Source organism: Vibrio sp. 10N.239.312.D08, from assembly GCF_041466145.1.
GTDB classification, from domain to species: domain Bacteria; phylum Pseudomonadota; class Gammaproteobacteria; order Enterobacterales; family Vibrionaceae; genus Vibrio; species Vibrio crassostreae_C.
Genome location: NZ_JBFSSD010000002.1, coordinates 55,478 through 72,969, shown reverse-complemented (window position 1 = coordinate 72,969; position 17,492 = coordinate 55,478). Strand labels below are relative to the sequence as shown.

Sequence of the window (17,492 nt, the reverse complement as noted above, 5' to 3'; positions counted from 1 at the left end):
CCAGCATTGCTGGCCTCTTTTTTGTTACGGTATAAATTGAAAAGAGTTACTTAAGGGAGTTGTGGATCAGGAACTCTTCTTCAACACCTTTCAATTTCATCTCATCCATAATGAAGTTCACCGTGTTCAACAAACGTTGTTCACCTTTAGGAATCAGATAGCCGAACTGACTGTTGGTGAATGGAGTTTCGCAGCGTGCCGCTTCAAGACGTTCATCAGTTACTTGATAGAATAGACCTTCAGGCGTTTCTGTTACCATCACATCAACTTTGCCTTCTGCTACTGCTTTCGGTACGTCGAGATTGTTCTCGTAGCGTGTGAAGCTTGCATTCTGCAAGTTCGCGTCGGCAAAGATCTCGTTAGTACCGCCAATGTTCACGCCCACACGAACAGAAGAGAGGTTCACTTTCTCAATGCTGTCGTACTGTTCTGCGGTGCCTTTTGCAACCAAGAAACACTTACCAAAGGTCATGTAGCCTTGAGTTTGTTCCGCGTTTAACTGACGCTGCATTTTACGTGTAATGCCGCCCATTGCGATGTCGTACTTATCGTCGTCTAGATCGGCCAGTAGATCTTTCCATGTGGTACGAACAATCTTCAATTCAACGCCTAATTGTTCCGCGATGTGCTGTGCAACGTCGATATCGTAGCCAGAGTAGCTTTTACCATCGAAGTAAGAGAAAGGCTTGTAGTCACCTGTGGTGCCCACACGCAGAGTACCTGATTTTTGAATGTCTTCTAGCTGGTCAGCGTGTGCGACACCAGAAAGTGCCAGAGCAATGGAAGCAAGTAATAGTGATGTTTTTTTCATTGTAATTGTCTGTTGTGTTTGTGTTGTCATTCAAAGTAACAGAAACAATCAGAGAAAGAGATCAAACCATTGGAAAGGTTGGAAAAGAAGATGAAACGAGGGCAGGAGATAGGTATTTCTATGGTTTGTGAGCATTGATCGAGGTGCGTTTCATATTCCGTTTTGATAAACCGAAGACAAACAAAAAGCCCATGTTATCGAATAACATGGGCTTCATTTTGGTTTAACTTGTTAGCTGCTTATTTAGCTATTTAGCTATTTAGCTATTTAGCGACTGACTCGTTGTTCATCTTAGCCGGAGCTTTAGATGCGTTAACCAATAGGATACCAACGGTTAGTACCATTGAACCACATAGTAGGAACAACAAGCGTCCTGTTGGTTCGTTTGGAATCAGAGCCATTGCTAGGATACCGAAACCTGCTGTGCTGATAAGCTTACCAAGCATTGAACGCTGTTTAGTATCTAGGTTTTGTTGCTCTTCACCTTCCGCTACAAGCGGCGTGTTCCAGTTAGTGAATAGTTGGTCAACTTCTTTCTCACGCTCTGGCGATAGGCCTTTGTAGAAGCGAGAAGTCATGATGAAGTAACCACCTGTGAACACTACGTGAGCAGCTAAGCTAAGACCTACTTTCAAGTCGCTCCATTCACGGCCTGTAAGCGCTGTTTCTAGACCAAATAGGTTCTCGATGTCTTCTGCTTGCAGAGAGATACCGAAGATGTAAGAAACGAAACCACCAACCACTAGAGTAGACCAACCAGCCCAGTCAGGTGTCTTACGAATCCACATACCTAGTAGGACAGGGATAAGCATTGGGAAGCCAATCAACGCACCTACGTTCATTACGATATCGAACAAGCTTAAGTGACGCAGAGAGTTAATGAATAGACCAATCGCAATGATGAAAATACCCATCATGATAGTCGTTATCTTACTTACAATAACCAGCTCTTTCTGAGTCGCATTTTTACGAAGAATCGGGCTGTAGAAGTTCATTACAAAGATACCAGCGTTACGGTTCAAACCTGAATCCATAGAAGACATCGTTGCAGCGAACATTGCTGACATAAGAAGACCAACCATACCTGCTGGCATTACGTTTTGTACGAATGCTAGGTAAGCAGCATCACCGGCTTTGTCGCCCATTGATGTGTATTGCTCAGCGAACTCAGGCATGAATGCACTAACGTACCAAGGTGGTAGGAACCAAATTAGTGGACCAACAACCATAAGGATACATGCTAGGCCTGCCGCTTTACGTGCGTTTTCACTGTCTTTTGCACATAGGTAACGGTATGCGTTGATGCTGTTGTTCATTACACCGAACTGCTTCACGAAGATGAATACAACCCAAAGGATGAAGATGCTCATGTAGTTTAGGTTGTTACCTAACATGAAGTCGCCGTCGAAGTTAGCAACAATGTTAGTTAAGCCGCCACCGTGGAAGTAAGCTGCTACCGCACAAGTGATTGTCACGGCCATGATTACAAGCATTTGCATGAAGTCAGAAGCAACAACCGCCCAAGAGCCGCCGGTTACTGCCATCAATACTAGAACCATACCCGTTACCACAATGGTAGCTTCCATTGGGATGTTGAATACCGCTGCTACAAAGATAGCTAGACCGTTTAGCCAGATACCTGCAGAGATAAGGCTGTCCGGCATACCTGCCCATGTGAAGAACTGTTCAGACGTTTTACCAAAGCGCTGACGAATAGCTTCGATCGCCGTTACCACACGAAGTTGGCGGAACTTTGGAGCGAAGTACATATAGTTCATGAAGTAGCCAAAAGCATTGGCTAAGAATAGGATTACAATAACGAAACCGTCATTGAATGCGCGTCCTGCGGCACCTGTAAACGTCCATGCTGAAAATTGTGTCATGAAGGCAGTTGCACCAACCATCCACCACAACATTTTGCCGCCCCCTCTGAAGTAATCACTTGTAGAGGTGGTGAACTTACGGAACATCCAACCAATCGCGATTAAAAAGAAGAAGTAGGCGAGAACAACAAAAGTATCAATAGTCATCTTTTCAGCCTTTTAAATATCATAATTAACTGGGCTTAGATTAACGCGTCCCAAGGTTTATTTGTACTACAATATGTCTTTAGTATGATCTAGGTCGCATTGATTTTTCGGCCTCTAACACGTGGTTATATAAGTATTTGTTTTAATTGAATTTAAATGTGAGTGTATTTTGTTTGAGATCTAAAATAAATTGAGGGTTAAATGTTTATATGTATTACAATATAAACAAAAGCGCTTACTTTGCCGTATCTATAAGATTTTAATTATAACCGTAACAAATGTGCTACAAATTGGTGTGTTGTGCGACGACATTCACGTTAATTTGGAACTCTATACTGAAAAATTCTGTATCGGGATTTCAAGTGTAGCTCATTGTTTTCACTTCGCTATTTTCTGTTTGTCTGCGGCTCTGTAGCCTTTCTATGCTATTTATTCATTTTTTCGTGCCATAGAGGTGCATATTTGGAATTTTTGTCACTGAGTGGGCGTTAAACTGGACGGACGGGACACATTTTGCGGTGCACTTTGTCTATTGTGGTCTTCAGTGCATGCCATGAGAGATGCTTGATGACGTATCGAAAAGGAACATTGCTGGGTAAGGGGCTGGATAAGAAGCTGGATAGGCGATAGGGGGCACCAGTAACGCTTCGTTAGATGCGTGCTGAAGTCGATTGAAAGCTTACATTACTTGTTATTGCCTGTCTTAGTCGCGGAGCTGGACGAGCCCATAGAGAGAAAGGCGATAAGGTGTGGGGGAAACATAATGTTGATTGAGCGTGTTTTACGGTTAGTCAGCGCAATAAATGACAGATAACAAAAAGCCCCACCGAGGTGAGGCTTCATCACTCAATCTAAAACAGATTAAGCGTTAACGTGATCAACTGCGTCACGAACAAGCTTGCCTAGTTCGTCCCACTTACCTTCGTCGATAAGGTTAGTTGGAACCATCCAAGTACCGCCACACGCAAGTACAGAAGGGATCGATAGGTATTCATCTACATTCTTCAAGCTTACGCCACCAGTAGGCATAAATTTAACAGGGTAAACCGCTGTTAGTGCTTTAAGCATACCAGTACCGCCAGAAGGTTCAGCAGGGAAGAACTTCAACGTGCGAAGGCCCATTTCCATTGCTTGTTCAACTAGGCTTGGGTTGTTAACACCCGGTACGATTGCAACGCCTTTATCGATACAGTATTGAACAGTGCGCGGGTTGAAACCTGGGCTTACGATGAAATCAACGCCAGCTTCGATAGATGCGTCAACTTGCTCGTTAGTCAGTACAGTACCTGAACCAATTAGCATGTCTGGGAATTCTTTACGCATGATGCGAATCGCTTCGATTGCACATTCTGTACGTAGCGTGATTTCTGCACATGGCATGCCGTTTTCAACAAGTGCTTTACCTAGAGGGATAGCGTCTTCAGCACGGTTGATAGCGATTACAGGAATTACTTTTAGGTTTGCTAGTTGTTCATTTAATGTAGTCATGAATTCTTTCTCACGTTAAATGTGGGCTTGCTTTCAACTAAGCAAACCCTTGATTAATAGTTAAAGTGCGTAATTATAGAGACAGATCAGGCGTCGCTTCTAGAGGAATGATAGCACCTGGATGCTGAATCACAGTCCCTGCCACAATATGACCTGCCAACGCTGCATCACGTGCATTGCCACCGCTTAAGCGCTTAGCTAGGAAGCCCGCGCTGAACGAGTCGCCAGCCGCTGTAGTATCAACAATGTTGTCTACTGGGTTTGGAGCAACGTACTGAGCGCTTTGGCTTTCAACTACTAAGCAGTCTTTAGCACCACGTTTAATGATGATCTCTTTCACACCAGATTCAGACGTACGTGCAATACACTGTTCAATGCTTTCGTCGCCGTACAACTCTTGCTCGTCATCGAACGTCAGTAGAGCCGTGTCAGTGTACTTAAGCATCTTCAAGTACCAAGAAATCGCTTCTTGTTGGCTTTCCCAAAGTTTTGGACGGAAGTTATTGTCGAAGAATACTTGGCCGCCTTGCGCTTTAAATTTGTCTAAGAAGTTGAATAGCTGCGTGCGTCCATTCTCTGTCAAGATAGCAAGCGTAATACCACTTAGGTAAACCGCATCAAAAGAGAATAACTTATCAAGTAGAGCAGGCGTGTCTTCCTGGTCAAACATGAACTTTGCTGCAGCATCATTACGCCAGTAGTGGAAACTGCGTTCACCAGTTTCATCGGTCTCGATGTAGTAAAGCCCTGGTTGTTTGTGATCAAGCTGAGCAATTAAGCTAGTGTCGATACCTTCCGCTTGCCACTTTTCTAACATGTCGGTACTGAATGGGTCAGTGCCTAGCGCTGTTACGTAGCTCGTGTTGATATCTTGCTCTTTTGTTAAGCGAGACAAGTAAAGTGCAGTATTTAGTGTATCGCCACCGAAACTTTGCTTAAGCCCGTCTTGTTTCTTTTGTAGCTCAACCATGCACTCGCCAATGACCGCGATGTTTAATGATTTCATATGCTTACCTTAGCAACTGAGGTTGCGCTGTTTATTATTTTAGGAAATCTTCACGCGCAGGGTTGAAGATATCAAGAAGGATGCTGTCTTGCTCTAGTGCAACTGCACCGTGCATCATGTGTTTACGAGCGAAGTAAGCATCGCCTTCTTTAAGGACTTTCTTTTCGCCTTCAATCTCAGCTTCGAAGCTACCACGAACTACGTAACCGATTTGGTCATGGATTTCGTGAGTATGAGGGTGGCCAATCGCGCCCTTATCAAAACATAGGTGTACTGCCATTAGATCGTCAGTGTAAGCAACGATTTTACGCTTAATGCCGCCACCAAGTTCTTCCCATGGGTTTTCATCTAGGATAAAGAAAGAGTTCATTGTGTATCTCCTAATCTGTTTAAATCTTTTAAGTGTTACTTAACTTGCATCCATCATAAGGGAATGAGCCTAATTGTAATACAATATATCTAAATTTGTGTGATATTGATCAAGCGATACTTTATATAGCCTAAATAAATCAACAACTTAATAAATGGCTAATATTTACCATTAGCCAGCTACATCAATGACTTATGGCTAATTATGTGACTCTACTCATCATTTAGCGACGAATAGGTATAATTAAAGCTCATATTGTATTACTTTATATGGAGTTTGAAAATTTAATCAAAGTTTAAGCAGATAAACTCTTTATTGAGGGTGACAAAGAATATGACGACTAAACCAGTATTGTTGACTGAAGCAGAAATAGAGCAACTTCACCTTGAAGTGGGCCGTTCTAGCTTAATGGGCAAAACCATTGCAGCGAACGCGAAAGATCTAGAAGCATTCATGCGTTTACCTATTGATGTCCCAGGTCATGGTGAGGCTGGTGGTTACGAACATAACCGCCATAAGCAAAATTACACGTACATGAATCTAGCTGGTCGCATGTTCTTGATCACTAAAGAGCAAAAGTACGCTGACTTTGTTACAGAATTACTAGAAGAGTACGCAGACAAATACCTAACGTTTGATTACCACGTACAGAAAAACACTAACCCTACAGGTCGTTTGTTCCACCAAATCCTGAACGAACACTGCTGGTTAATGTTCTCAAGCTTAGCTTACTCTTGTGTTGCTTCAACCCTGACACAAGAACAACGCGACAATATTGAGTCTCGTATTTTTGAACCAATGTTAGAAATGTTCACGGTTAAATACGCACACGACTTCGACCGAATTCACAATCACGGTATTTGGGCAGTAGCGGCTGTCGGTATTTGTGGTCTTGCTCTTGGCAAGCGTGAGTACCTTGAAATGTCGGTGTACGGCATTGACCGTAACGACACTGGCGGCTTCCTAGCGCAAGTTTCTCAGCTGTTTGCACCGTCTGGCTACTACATGGAAGGTCCTTACTACCACCGTTATGCGATTCGTCCAACGTGTGTGTTCGCTGAAGTGATTCACCGTCATATGCCTGAAGTGGATATCTACAACTACAAAGGCGGCGTGATTGGTAACACAGTACAAGCGATGCTTGCGACGGCTTACCCGAACGGCGAATTCCCAGCTCTGAACGATGCATCTCGCACAATGGGTATTACAGACATGGGTGTTCAGGTTGCAGTGAGCGTTTACAGCAAACATTACTCATCTGAAAACGGCGTTGACCAAAACATTCTTGGTATGGCGAAGATTCAAGACGCAGTTTGGATGCACCCATGTGGTCTTGAGCTATCTAAAGCTTATGAAGCGGCGTCTGCTGAGCAAGAAATCGGCATGCCTTTCTGGCCAAGTGTTGAATTGAACGAAGGCCCTCAAGGTCACAACGGCGCGCAAGGCTTTATCCGTATGCAGGATAAGAAAGGCGACGTTTCTCAGTTAGTGATGAACTACGGCCAACACGGCATGGGTCACGGTAACTTTGATACGCTGGGTATTTCTTTCTTCAACCGTGGTCAAGAAGTACTGCGTGAATACGGCTTCTGTCGTTGGGTGAACGTTGAGCCTAAATTCGGCGGCCGTTACCTAGACGAAAACAAATCTTACGCTCGTCAAACAATTGCACATAACGCAGTAACGATTGATGAAAAATGTCAGAACAACTTTGACGTTGAACGTGCAGATGCAGTACACGGCTTGCCGCACTTCTTCAAAGTAGAAGACGAGCAAATCAATGGCATGAGCGCATTTGCTAACGATCATTACGAAGGTTTTGACATGCAACGCAGCGTGTTCATGCTAAACCTTGAAGAATTAGAATCTCCGCTACTATTAGATCTTTACCGTTTAGATTCTGAGAAAGGCGGTGAAGGTGAGCATCAGTACGACTACTCACACCAATATCAAGGTCAGATTGTTCGCACTAACTTTGAATACCAAGCAAACAAAGAGCTAAACACTCTAGGTGACGATTTCGGTTACCAACACCTATGGAACGTGGCAAGCGGTGAAGTGAAGGGCACAGCACTTGTAAGCTGGCTACAAAACAACACGTACTACACTTGGCTAGGTGCAACGTCTAACGACAATGCTGAAGTGATCTTTACTCGCACTGGCGCTAACGACCCAAGCTTCAACCTACGTTCAGAGCCTGCATTCATTCTACGCAGCAAAGGCGAAACAACACTGTTTGCTTCTGTTGTTGAAACGCACGGTTACTTCAACGAAGAATTCGAGCAATCTGTAAGTGCACGTGGTGTTGTGAAAGACATCAAAGTAGTGGCTCACACCAATATCGGTTCAGTAGTAGAAATTACGACAGAGAAATCAAACGTGACAGTGATGATCAGCAACCAACTTGGCGCGACTGACAGCACTGAACACAAAGTAGAACTGAACGGCAAAGTATACAGCTGGACAGGCTTCTACTCAGTAGAAATAATTTTAAACCCAGAATTAGCAAGCACAGCAGAGCAGGGGAAATAATAATGAGCTATCAACCACTTTTACTTAACTTTGATGAAGCAGCAGAGCTTCGTAAAGAACTTGGCAAGGATAGCCTTTTAGGTAACGCACTGACTCGCGATATTAAACAAACTGACGCTTACATGGTTGAAGTTGGCATTGAAGTTCCAGGTCACGGTGAAGGCGGCGGTTACGAACATAACCGTCACAAGCAAAACTACATCCACATGGATCTAGCCGGCCGTTTGTTCCTTATCACTGAGGAAACAAAATACCGTGACTACATCGTTGATATGTTAACTGCGTACGCGACGGTATACCCAACGCTTGAAAGCAACGTAAGCCGTGACTCTAACCCTCCGGGTAAGTTGTTCCACCAAACGTTGAACGAGAACATGTGGATGCTTTACGCTTCTTGTGCGTACAGCTGTATTTACCACACGATCTCTGAAGAGCAAAAGCGTCTGATCGAAGACGATCTTCTTAAGCAAATGATCGAAATGTTCGTTGTGACTTACGCACACGACTTCGATATCGTACACAACCACGGCTTATGGGCTGTGGCAGCGGTAGGTATCTGTGGTTACGCAATCAACGACCAAGAGTCTGTAGACAAAGCGCTTTACGGCCTGAAACTAGACAAAGTAAGCGGCGGTTTCTTAGCACAACTTGACCAACTGTTTTCGCCAGACGGCTACTACATGGAAGGTCCTTACTACCACCGTTTCTCGCTACGTCCAATCTACCTGTTCGCAGAAGCAATTGAACGTCGTCAGCCAGAAGTTGGTATCTATGAATTCAACGACTCAGTGATCAAGACAACGTCGTACTCTGTATTCAAAACAGCATTCCCAGACGGTACATTGCCAGCTCTGAACGATTCATCGAAGACAATCTCTATCAACGATGAAGGCGTTATCATGGCAACGTCTGTGTGTTACCACCGTTACGAGCAGACTGAAACTCTGCTTGGCATGGCTGATCACCAACAAAACGTTTGGGTTCATGCTTCGGGTAAAACACTGTCTGACGCGGTTGATGCAGCAGCCGACATCAAAGCATTTAACTGGGGTAGCCTGTTTGTAACGGACGGCCCTGAAGGCGAAAAAGGTGGCGTAAGCATCCTTCGTCACCGTGATGAGCAAGACGACGACACAATGGCGTTGATCTGGTTTGGTCAGCACGGCTCTGATCACCAGTACCACTCTGCGCTAGACCATGGTCACTACGATGGCTTACACCTAAGCGTATTCAACCGTGGCCACGAAGTACTGCACGATTACGGTTTTGGTCGCTGGGTAAACGTTGAGCCTAAGTTTGGCGGTCGCTACATCCCAGAGAACAAGTCTTACTGTAAGCAGACGGTTGCTCACAACACAGTAACGGTTGATCAGAAAACACAGAACAACTTCAACACAGCATTGGCTGAGTCTAAGTTTGGTCAGAAGCATTTCTTCGTAGCAGACGACCAGTCTCTACAAGGCATGAGCGGCACCATTTCTGAGTACTACACTGGCGTAGACATGCAACGCAGCGTGATTCTTGCTGAACTTCCTGAGTTCGAAAAACCGCTAGTGATTGATGTGTACCGCATCGAAGCTGACGCTGAGCACCAGTACGACTTACCAGTTCACCACTCTGGCCAGATCATCCGTACTGACTTTGATTACAACATGGAAAAAACGCTTAAGCCGCTAGGTGAAGATAACGGTTACCAACATCTATGGAACGTTGCTTCAGGTAAAGTAAACGAAGAAGGTTCTCTAGTAAGCTGGCTACATGACAGCAGCTACTACAGCCTAGTAACCAGCGCGAATGCGGGCAGCGAAGTGATTTTTGCTCGCACTGGTGCTAACGATCCAGACTTCAACCTTAAGAGTGAGCCTGCGTTCATCTTACGTCAGTCTGGTCAAAACCACGTGTTTGCTTCTGTACTAGAAACGCATGGTTACTTTAACGAGTCTATCGAAGCCTCTGTAGGCGCTCGTGGTCTAGTTAAATCAGTATCTGTTGTGGGCCATAACAGTGTCGGGACTGTTGTTCGCATTCAGACTACTTCTGGCAACACTTACCACTACGGTATCTCAAACCAAGCTGAAGACACGCAGCAAGCAACTCACACTGTTGAGTTCGCGGGTGAGACATACTCGTGGGAAGGATCATTTGCTCAACTGTAAATGATTAACATACATGCCGTTTAACGATGGCATGTATTGATGTGGTGCTTTGCGGGAACGAAGCATCACATTGAATTCAGTCGTGATTGCAAATCGTTCGTTGATACCAACAACGACTGAATACATCGGGAATAAGTCAAACCGAGTAACTCACTGCGAGTTGCTCGGTTTTTTTATGCGTGCTGCTTTTATAAGAAGGGGGGAAAGAGGATGGGGCAACGGAGCTTCCCTTTTCCTTCGAATCTTACAGAGTGGGCTAAAGTATAGTTTAGGATTTAAAAATAAAGGGATTCAAGGATGAAGTGGTTATTGGCAATAGTTGCGATGTCTGGTGTCACATTGGCGGCAGAAAATAAGAAAGTTGAGGTGAGCAGTGAGCATTTCGTCCGTTATCAATACCAAGACAAAATCAGCTATGGAAAGCTAGACAATGACGCAGTGTTACCGGTCAGCGGCGATCTCTTTGGCGAATATTCGGTAGCAAAAAATTCGATCCCGTTAGAGTCGGTTGAGGTGTTACTACCGACAAAACCAGAGAAAGTCTTCGCCGTCGGGATGAACTTCGCTAGCCACTTAGCCTCACCTGCCGATGCACCACCGCCGATGTTTCTTAAACTTCCTTCTTCTTTGATTCTCACGGGCGAAGTGATTCAAGTGCCACCAAAAGCAAGAAATGTTCATTTTGAAGGCGAGCTGGTGGTTGTGATTGGTAGAGAGCTCAGTCAAGCCAGTGAAGAAGAAGCCGAACAAGCGATCTTTGGCGTCACGGTGGGCAACGATATTACTGAAAGAAGTTGGCAAGGCGCCGATTTACAATGGCTCCGAGCGAAAGCTTCCGATGGTTTTGGCCCAGTTGGCAACACAATTGTGCGCGGCATTGATTACAACAATGTTGAGTTAACCACTCGTGTTAACGGTAAAGTGGTTCAACAAGAAAATACTTCGTTCATGATCCACAAGCCAAGAAAAGTCGTGAGCTATTTGAGCCATTATTTTACCCTCAAACCGGGCGATCTAATTTTCATGGGCACGCCAGGTAGAACTTATGCTTTGTCCGACAAGGACCAAGTGAGTGTCACGATTGAAGGGGTAGGGACTGTGGTCAACGAAGTGCGGTTCTGATGGTGAAAAATGTTTATTACGTTTCAACAAACGAAAAGCCTACTCACTGAGTAGGCTTTGATCCTAACTAACCGTCTATTTGACGTTGTTTTTATTATTTAGATAAGGGCTTTTCTTGCTTTGGCTGCCACCCATTCGGAGAAGATGACCGTCACTAGGGCGTGTTGATCTTTGCTGTACATTTCGCGTTCAACAATACATCGGTAGCCACATTAACATGAATGCCAGCGATAACATGCTGGCATAATTCCTTTCTAGCTTGTCATATCTACTTGAAATAGCTCGATAATGCTTAATTCTCCCAAAGGCATTTTCGACCAAGTGACGATACTTGTATAAACACCAATCCATACTGTCTTTGTCTATATCTTGTCCGTAATTGCGTTTAGCAATTACCGTTTCTCCGCCACGTTCCTTAACAAAAGTACGGAAAGGTTCGCTGTCATATCCTTTATCACAAACGATGGTATTAACTTCATCGAGTTGCTCAACTAAGCTTTCGGCATGCACTATATCGTGGCGTTGTCCCTCTGATAAATCAAAGCAAATCGGCAGGCCACCACTATCTACGGCTAAGTGAATTTTTGTTGAGTTGCCCCCGCGACTTTTTCCTATTTGCTCTGAACTTTCAGTAGCTGCACCTGTACTATGCTGATGTGCTCTAACTATAGAGCCATCAAGAAATACCCATTCAAAATCAGCCATGTTAGATAAACTTTTGAAAAGATTATCTAAAATCCCTTTCTTTGACCAAAGATTAAATCGTCTGTAAACGGTACTCCACTCTCCGAACTCAGAGGGTAGATCTCGCCAAGGAATACCTGTTCTCATTCGATAAAGTATTCCTTCAAATGTCATTCGATGTTCAGTTTTATCGTAAATACGACCTGTACTTTTCATAACTTGGAGTAGCAGTTCCCAGCGAATATCAGTTAGCATTGTTCTTGGCATGGTATTGGTTATGGTTTTACTTTTGGCGAAGCAAATTATAACTCTTTACCATGCTGTTCAAAAAACACTCACGAAAGATCAACACGCCCTAGAATCGCACAGAAAATCACAGTCACTTGAGGCCATGCCAGCATCGCCATCGATTCTTGCAATTTCAAGCCGATACCGCCAGCGCCGACCAAGCCTAAAACCGTAGACTCACGAATATTGATATCCCAACGGAACAAGCTCGTGCCGATGAAACTTGGCATCACTTGCGGAAGAATGCCGTAGTTCAATACCTGCAGCGGAGAAGCTCCGGTCGATTGGATTGCAGACATCTGTGTTGCATTCACTTCTTCAATCGCTTCATACATTAACTTCGCCACGAAGCCAATTGAACGTAGCGCTATCGCAATGATACCGGCCAACAAGCCTGGGCCGATGATTGCTACCAATAACAATGCCCAAATTAACGAGTTAATTGAACGACTTGCCGCGATGATGAACAGCGCGATAGGTCTGATAAACGTCATGCTTGGCGTTGTATTACGTGCAGCTAAGAACGCTACTGGAAACGCGAGTACGATCCCCAACAGTGTGCCAAGTGTCGCGATGTTAATGGTGTCCCACAACGGGCTCCAAAGAGATTCTAAGTAGCTCCATCTTGGTGGCCACATACGTGAAGAGATATCAGCAAATTGGTTGGGTGAGTCAGTCACAAAGTACCAAATCGTATCCTTGTTCATGACTTGCCATGCGAATACTGTCAAAGCAACAAAGCAAAGCCAGCCTAGCCAAAGCATGAGGCTCTGTTTACTGTCGTAACGCTGCCATTGGGTACGATTGATGGCGCTTGTCGGTGTTTCATTTAGCGTGCTCATTGGTCGTTCCTTACTGCACATGCTTACGGATGATGGTTGATAGGTATTCACACAACATCACAATCACTATAATAATCAATAGAATAGCGGCTGCTGCGCTGTATTCGTAACGGTCCATTGCTGTGTTTAACGTTGCGCCGATACCACCTGCGCCAACAATGCCAATCACGGCTGACTCACGAAAGTTGATGTCGAGTCGGTACATCGAAAGTCCGATGAAGCGCGGCATTACCTGCGCTTGAATCGCGTAATTCACTTGTTGTAACCAACTTGCGCCCGTTGCACGCATTGCGGTCAGTGGTGCTGGGTCAATGGCTTCAATTTCATCGGCAAACAATTTTGCGAGAAAGCCGATGGTCGCGAAGGTGAGCGTGACAAACCCCGCAAACGTACCAAAGCCAAATAGAGCAACACACAGAATCGCTACGATGATTTCTTGTAAGCTACGCGCAACCGAAATAAACGCACGACAGAACAAGTAAACAGGCGTAGGGGCAAGGTTTTTCGCTGCGCCTAACCCGAATGGAATTGAAAGAAGGACACCCGCCACGGTCGATGTGAGGGTCATGGTTAAACTCTCAATCAAACCTTGTGAGGTGTTGTTCCAACGGCCACCAAAATCTGGGTTCATGAAAGCCAAAATGAACTGCCAGCCGCGTTCGCTGCCTTCGTAAATTCGAGTCCAGTTGACGTGTACCGATTGAGTCGCAAGGTACAAGTAAACCGCCACAATGATGATTAAGCTCCAGCGCAGCCATGGGCTAGAAATCAGTGGCGGCTTTGTCCACTGTGTCGGGTATTGTTTGGAATTCTGTTTTCCTGACTTTAAATGCTGCTGAACTTGATTTGGATATGGTTGAGTCATATTGTTGCCTCAGACAGGCGAGGACTTGTGATGATGAGGTCATCGGCCTCTTCTTCTGCTTGTTGACTCCAGTCTTCTTCACCGTAGATTTGCGTTAAAACATATTCAGTGAGCAGGTTTGGTTTGTCATCAAATACGACACAACCTGCATTTAAGCCGACAACACGGTCAACAAACTGCTTTGCTAATTGAACATCGTGAATATTGATGATGGCAGGGAGCTGTTGCTCTGAACAAATCTCACTGATCAGTCGCATGATTTGGCGCGCTGTACGTGGATCAAGTGCGGCCGTTGGTTCATCAATCAACAGTAATTTCGGTTTCTGAGCAAGTGCACGTGCAATACCAACACGTTGACGCTGACCACCCGACAGAGCATCGGCCCTTTTATTGGCGTGTTCTAACAATCCAACACGGTCGAGTAGCGCATAAGCGGCTTGGATATCCGATTCAGGGAAACGGCGAGTAAAGCTTTGCCAGAAATTCACGTAACCCAAACGTCCTGAAAGTACGTTTTCCATCACCGTCAAACGCTCAATCAGCGCGTACTCTTGGAAAATCATCCCGATTTCACGGCGTGATTGTCTCAGTTGTCGCTTAGACAGCGTTTCTAGATTGGTATTGGAAAAGATCACTTCGCCGCTGGTGGGTTCGGTGAGCCGATTAATACAACGGATAAGCGTTGATTTACCCGCACCAGATGGACCAATTAAACCAACCACTTCACCGGCATTGACCGACAAGCTAACGTTGGTAAGGGCTTTATCAGAACTGGAGTAGTGCTTGGTAAGCCCTTTAAGGGTAAGAGTAGACATAGAATTCCTATAAGAGCGGTGTACTAAGAGTTCGCCTGAGACAGGCATGGAAAGTAAACCGGAAAGAGTGGTGAATAACTGCAGGCGATTACACCTGCAGTTAGTTTTATCAGTGTGTGATTGGCTTTTTAGTTCGGTTGAACTTAGCTACACGTATAAGAGACTTTGTTTGCCGTATCGATAGTGCGGATCACTTCCCAGTGCTCTTTGTAAGTAATAGGAACGAACTGCGCTTCGCCGTTACGTTTAAATTCTTCTTGAAGCTTTGTGCCTTCCCAATCGAAAGTGAAGAACGCTTTTTGAATCTTCTCTTGCAGCTCTGGCGTCAGGTTGTGCGCTGTGCCGTAAGCGGTCGTCGGGAAGGTTTGAGATTTGTAGATGCTCTTGATTTGGTCTTCTTTCACAACATCCCGTGAAAGCATGCGGTTCAATACTGAGTTAGCAACTGCTGCAGCATCGTAATCTTTGTGCGCCACACCCAAAATAGAGTTGTCGTGTGCGCCAGAGAATGCTGGTTTGAAATCTCGATCAGGTTGAAGCTGGTATTCAGCGTCCAAAATAGCAGAAGGTGCTTTGAAGCCAGAGTTAGACGTTTGTGATGTGAACGCTAGGTTCTTATCTTTTAGGTCTTCCACTTTCTCAATGCCAGAACCAGGGTAAGTGATGATTTCCATTTCGTAACCGAAAGAGCCATCTTCTGCAGCCATCATTGTGAATGGGGCAAAGCCTGCACAGTTAACCGCCAGTGGTGTAGAACCTGTGTTGAAACCTGCGATATGTAGGCGACCTGAACGCATTGCTTCAATTTGAGCAGCGTTATTTTGAACAGGGAAGAAACGAACCGTCTTTTCCGTTGTTTTTTCAAGGTGGCTCAAAAACTCGCTCCACACATCAGCGTATACTGCAGGATCTTCAACTGGCGTATAAGCAAAAATTAGCGTGTTTGGGTCAACCCATTGTGATTCATCTTGAGGAACATCAGCAACCAAGTTGCCAGAGCGATCTTCGTATCGTGTATCCATTGCTAATGCAGAACCAGAAAAAATCAGCGCAGCAGTAATAGCGCTCTTAAGCGTGAGATTTGTTTTTGTCGGTTTCATTATGTCAGTCCAATTGAGTGATTTGTTGGAAGGAAGTATAGGAATCGAGGATGACAGAACCGATGCCTTTTGATGACGGATTTATGAATGGTGTAACATAATGTTTCTAGCGGTATGGAGTTAGATGCTTTATAAGTGTTTGATTCATTGAGTAAATTAATAGGGCACGACTCGTTGCTAATTTACTCAATTGGCGCTAGGTTGAAATCCTGTTATAGTGATCCTTAAATAATACATAAACATAACATATAAAATAAGTGAACTTATGGTTAGCACTTTTAATTCAATCTCGGGCTCGAAGCGCAGCCTGCACGTGCAAGTAGCGCGTGAAATCGCTCGTGGAATCTTGTCTGGTGAACTGCCACAAGGTTCTATTATTCCTGGTGAAATGGCGCTGTGTGAACAGTTTGGTATCAGCCGTACGGCACTTCGTGAAGCCGTTAAACTACTGACTTCTAAAGGTCTGTTAGAGTCCCGCCCGAAAATCGGTACTCGTGTAGTAGATCGCGCATACTGGAACTTTCTTGATCCTCAACTGATTGAATGGATGGATGGTCTAACCGACATAGACCAATTCTGTTCTCAGTTTTTAGGCCTTCGCCGTGCGATTGAACCTGAAGCGTGTGCATTAGCTGCAAAATTTGCGACTGCTGAGCAACGTATCGAGCTTTCAGAGATCTTCCAGAAGATGGTTGAAGTGGATGACGCAGAAGTGTTTGACCAAGAACGTTGGACAGACATCGATATTCGTTTCCATAGCTTGATCTTTAATGCGACAGGTAACGATTTCTACCTGCCATTCGGCAATATTCTGACGACCATGTTCGTTAACTTCATCGTGCACTCTTCTGAAGAGGGCAGCACATGTATCAATGAACACCGTAGAATCTATGAAGCGATTATGGCTGGCGACAGTGAAAAAGCTCGTACAATGTCAGCCGCTCACTTGCAAGACGCTAACCACCGTTTAGCCACTGCAAGCTAAACACGGTTTTCAACTTCATTTGAACCAATCAAAAAGGTATGCCAAGTGCATGCTTTTTTGTTTTTAGAAAGCGTGTTGCACCATGTGTGGCACTGTTTTGGTTCATCCTCGCTTAACTCCTTCTTAAGCCAGTTCCTTCTTGTATACGCCTAGCGGTCGTTCTCTTTACCATCATAATAAAAATAATATTACGCTCGATATTCGTTTTTAGACACTCTCGACCCCCAAATAATTATGCGTCATCCATGATTTTTCATTTTTGTATATTTTGAATCTACCATCGTTTGAACTGGATATGCCTCTTCTATATTGATTAATTTAAGTAGAATTCTAATGAAATTATCCACTCTCAATAGATAAAAAACGCTGGTTTATTGTGTGATAAATGAGGGGGATTT

14 protein-coding genes are annotated in these 17,492 nt (G+C 44.6%); 4 read left to right on the top strand and 10 right to left on the bottom strand.

Features of this window, described 5'->3' with window-relative positions:
• Positions 1 to 46 precede the first annotated feature (46 nt).
• The 5 genes from AB6D58_RS02065 to AB6D58_RS02045 form a co-directional block, all read right to left on the bottom strand.
• The gene (locus AB6D58_RS02065) at positions 47 to 811 is read right to left on the bottom strand and encodes a transporter substrate-binding domain-containing protein (protein ID WP_017067326.1); all 765 of its coding nucleotides are present in this window, start codon (positions 809 to 811) and stop codon (positions 47 to 49) included.
• A 263-nt stretch (positions 812 to 1,074) separates the two neighbouring features.
• Positions 1,075 to 2,841, bottom strand: a complete 1,767-nt coding sequence (locus tag AB6D58_RS02060; protein WP_017061487.1) for a sodium:solute symporter family protein — start codon at positions 2,839 to 2,841, stop codon at positions 1,075 to 1,077.
• Positions 2,842 to 3,702: 861 nt separating this feature from the next.
• Complete coding sequence (locus AB6D58_RS02055; RefSeq protein WP_017069898.1) at positions 3,703 to 4,329, bottom strand: bifunctional 4-hydroxy-2-oxoglutarate aldolase/2-dehydro-3-deoxy-phosphogluconate aldolase; 627 nt, start codon at positions 4,327 to 4,329, stop codon at positions 3,703 to 3,705.
• A 73-nt stretch (positions 4,330 to 4,402) separates the two neighbouring features.
• Positions 4,403 to 5,335, bottom strand: a complete 933-nt coding sequence (locus tag AB6D58_RS02050) for a sugar kinase (RefSeq protein WP_017061485.1) — start codon at positions 5,333 to 5,335, stop codon at positions 4,403 to 4,405.
• A gap of 34 nt (positions 5,336 to 5,369) precedes the next feature.
• On the bottom strand, positions 5,370 to 5,705 hold the full coding sequence (locus AB6D58_RS02045) for a cupin domain-containing protein (protein ID WP_009846518.1): 336 nt from the start codon (positions 5,703 to 5,705) through the stop codon (positions 5,370 to 5,372).
• Between the two features lie 333 nt (positions 5,706 to 6,038).
• Between AB6D58_RS02045 and AB6D58_RS02040 the strand changes: the two genes are divergently transcribed.
• From AB6D58_RS02040 to AB6D58_RS02030, 3 genes are all read left to right on the top strand, one after another.
• Positions 6,039 to 8,237 (top strand): heparinase II/III family protein, encoded by a 2,199-nt coding sequence (locus AB6D58_RS02040; RefSeq protein ID WP_017063613.1) that lies wholly within the window; start codon positions 6,039 to 6,041, stop codon positions 8,235 to 8,237.
• A gap of 2 nt (positions 8,238 to 8,239) precedes the next feature.
• The gene (locus AB6D58_RS02035) at positions 8,240 to 10,393 is read left to right on the top strand and encodes a heparinase II/III family protein (RefSeq protein WP_372104009.1); all 2,154 of its coding nucleotides are present in this window, start codon (positions 8,240 to 8,242) and stop codon (positions 10,391 to 10,393) included.
• Positions 10,394 to 10,717: 324 nt separating this feature from the next.
• The gene (locus AB6D58_RS02030; RefSeq protein ID WP_372127876.1) at positions 10,718 to 11,515 is read left to right on the top strand and encodes a fumarylacetoacetate hydrolase family protein; all 798 of its coding nucleotides are present in this window, start codon (positions 10,718 to 10,720) and stop codon (positions 11,513 to 11,515) included.
• A 189-nt stretch (positions 11,516 to 11,704) separates the two neighbouring features.
• Here AB6D58_RS02030 and AB6D58_RS02025 read toward each other — a convergent pair whose 3' ends face one another.
• The 5 genes from AB6D58_RS02025 to phnD form a co-directional block, all read right to left on the bottom strand.
• Positions 11,705 to 12,466, bottom strand: coding sequence for an IS5 family transposase (locus tag AB6D58_RS02025; protein WP_026028612.1), 762 nt, complete (start codon positions 12,464 to 12,466; stop codon positions 11,705 to 11,707).
• 68 nt (positions 12,467 to 12,534) lie between these two features.
• Positions 12,535 to 13,329: a phosphonate ABC transporter, permease protein PhnE gene (gene phnE / locus AB6D58_RS02020; RefSeq protein ID WP_372156398.1), complete on the bottom strand. Its 795-nt coding sequence runs from the start codon at positions 13,327 to 13,329 to the stop codon at positions 12,535 to 12,537.
• Positions 13,330 to 13,339: 10 nt separating this feature from the next.
• Complete coding sequence (gene phnE / locus AB6D58_RS02015; RefSeq protein WP_372156397.1) at positions 13,340 to 14,194, bottom strand: phosphonate ABC transporter, permease protein PhnE; 855 nt, start codon at positions 14,192 to 14,194, stop codon at positions 13,340 to 13,342.
• A complete protein-coding gene (gene phnC / locus AB6D58_RS02010) occupies positions 14,191 to 15,009 on the bottom strand; it encodes a phosphonate ABC transporter ATP-binding protein (protein ID WP_102320520.1) in 819 nt (272 codons plus the stop codon). The genes phnE (AB6D58_RS02015) and phnC overlap by 4 nt, the downstream gene beginning before the upstream one ends.
• 143 nt (positions 15,010 to 15,152) lie before the next feature.
• Positions 15,153 to 16,109 carry a phosphate/phosphite/phosphonate ABC transporter substrate-binding protein gene (phnD, locus tag AB6D58_RS02005; RefSeq protein ID WP_102320521.1) on the bottom strand — a complete coding sequence of 319 codons (957 nt, stop codon included), beginning with the start codon at positions 16,107 to 16,109 and terminating at the stop codon, positions 15,153 to 15,155.
• A 265-nt stretch (positions 16,110 to 16,374) separates the two neighbouring features.
• Between phnD and AB6D58_RS02000 the strand changes: the two genes are divergently transcribed.
• Positions 16,375 to 17,094, top strand: a complete 720-nt coding sequence (locus AB6D58_RS02000) for a FadR/GntR family transcriptional regulator (protein ID WP_017061478.1) — start codon at positions 16,375 to 16,377, stop codon at positions 17,092 to 17,094.
• Positions 17,095 to 17,492: the final 398 nt, after the last annotated feature.

Coding starts and splice junctions, on each gene's coding strand:
- AB6D58_RS02065 (WP_017067326.1), bottom strand. CDS start 811: ATGAAAAAAACATCACTATTACTTGCTTCCATTGCTCTGGCACTTTCT.
- AB6D58_RS02060 (WP_017061487.1), bottom strand. CDS start 2,841: ATGACTATTGATACTTTTGTTGTTCTCGCCTACTTCTTCTTTTTAATC.
- AB6D58_RS02055 (WP_017069898.1), bottom strand. CDS start 4,329: ATGACTACATTAAATGAACAACTAGCAAACCTAAAAGTAATTCCTGTA.
- AB6D58_RS02050 (WP_017061485.1), bottom strand. CDS start 5,335: ATGAAATCATTAAACATCGCGGTCATTGGCGAGTGCATGGTTGAGCTA.
- AB6D58_RS02045 (WP_009846518.1), bottom strand. CDS start 5,705: ATGAACTCTTTCTTTATCCTAGATGAAAACCCATGGGAAGAACTTGGT.
- AB6D58_RS02040 (WP_017063613.1), top strand. CDS start 6,039: ATGACGACTAAACCAGTATTGTTGACTGAAGCAGAAATAGAGCAACTT.
- AB6D58_RS02035 (WP_372104009.1), top strand. CDS start 8,240: ATGAGCTATCAACCACTTTTACTTAACTTTGATGAAGCAGCAGAGCTT.
- AB6D58_RS02030 (WP_372127876.1), top strand. CDS start 10,718: ATGTCTGGTGTCACATTGGCGGCAGAAAATAAGAAAGTTGAGGTGAGC.
- AB6D58_RS02025 (WP_026028612.1), bottom strand. CDS start 12,466: ATGCCAAGAACAATGCTAACTGATATTCGCTGGGAACTGCTACTCCAA.
- phnE (WP_372156398.1), bottom strand. CDS start 13,329: ATGAGCACGCTAAATGAAACACCGACAAGCGCCATCAATCGTACCCAA.
- phnE (WP_372156397.1), bottom strand. CDS start 14,194: ATGACTCAACCATATCCAAATCAAGTTCAGCAGCATTTAAAGTCAGGA.
- phnC (WP_102320520.1), bottom strand. CDS start 15,009: ATGTCTACTCTTACCCTTAAAGGGCTTACCAAGCACTACTCCAGTTCT.
- phnD (WP_102320521.1), bottom strand. CDS start 16,109: ATGAAACCGACAAAAACAAATCTCACGCTTAAGAGCGCTATTACTGCT.
- AB6D58_RS02000 (WP_017061478.1), top strand. CDS start 16,375: ATGGTTAGCACTTTTAATTCAATCTCGGGCTCGAAGCGCAGCCTGCAC.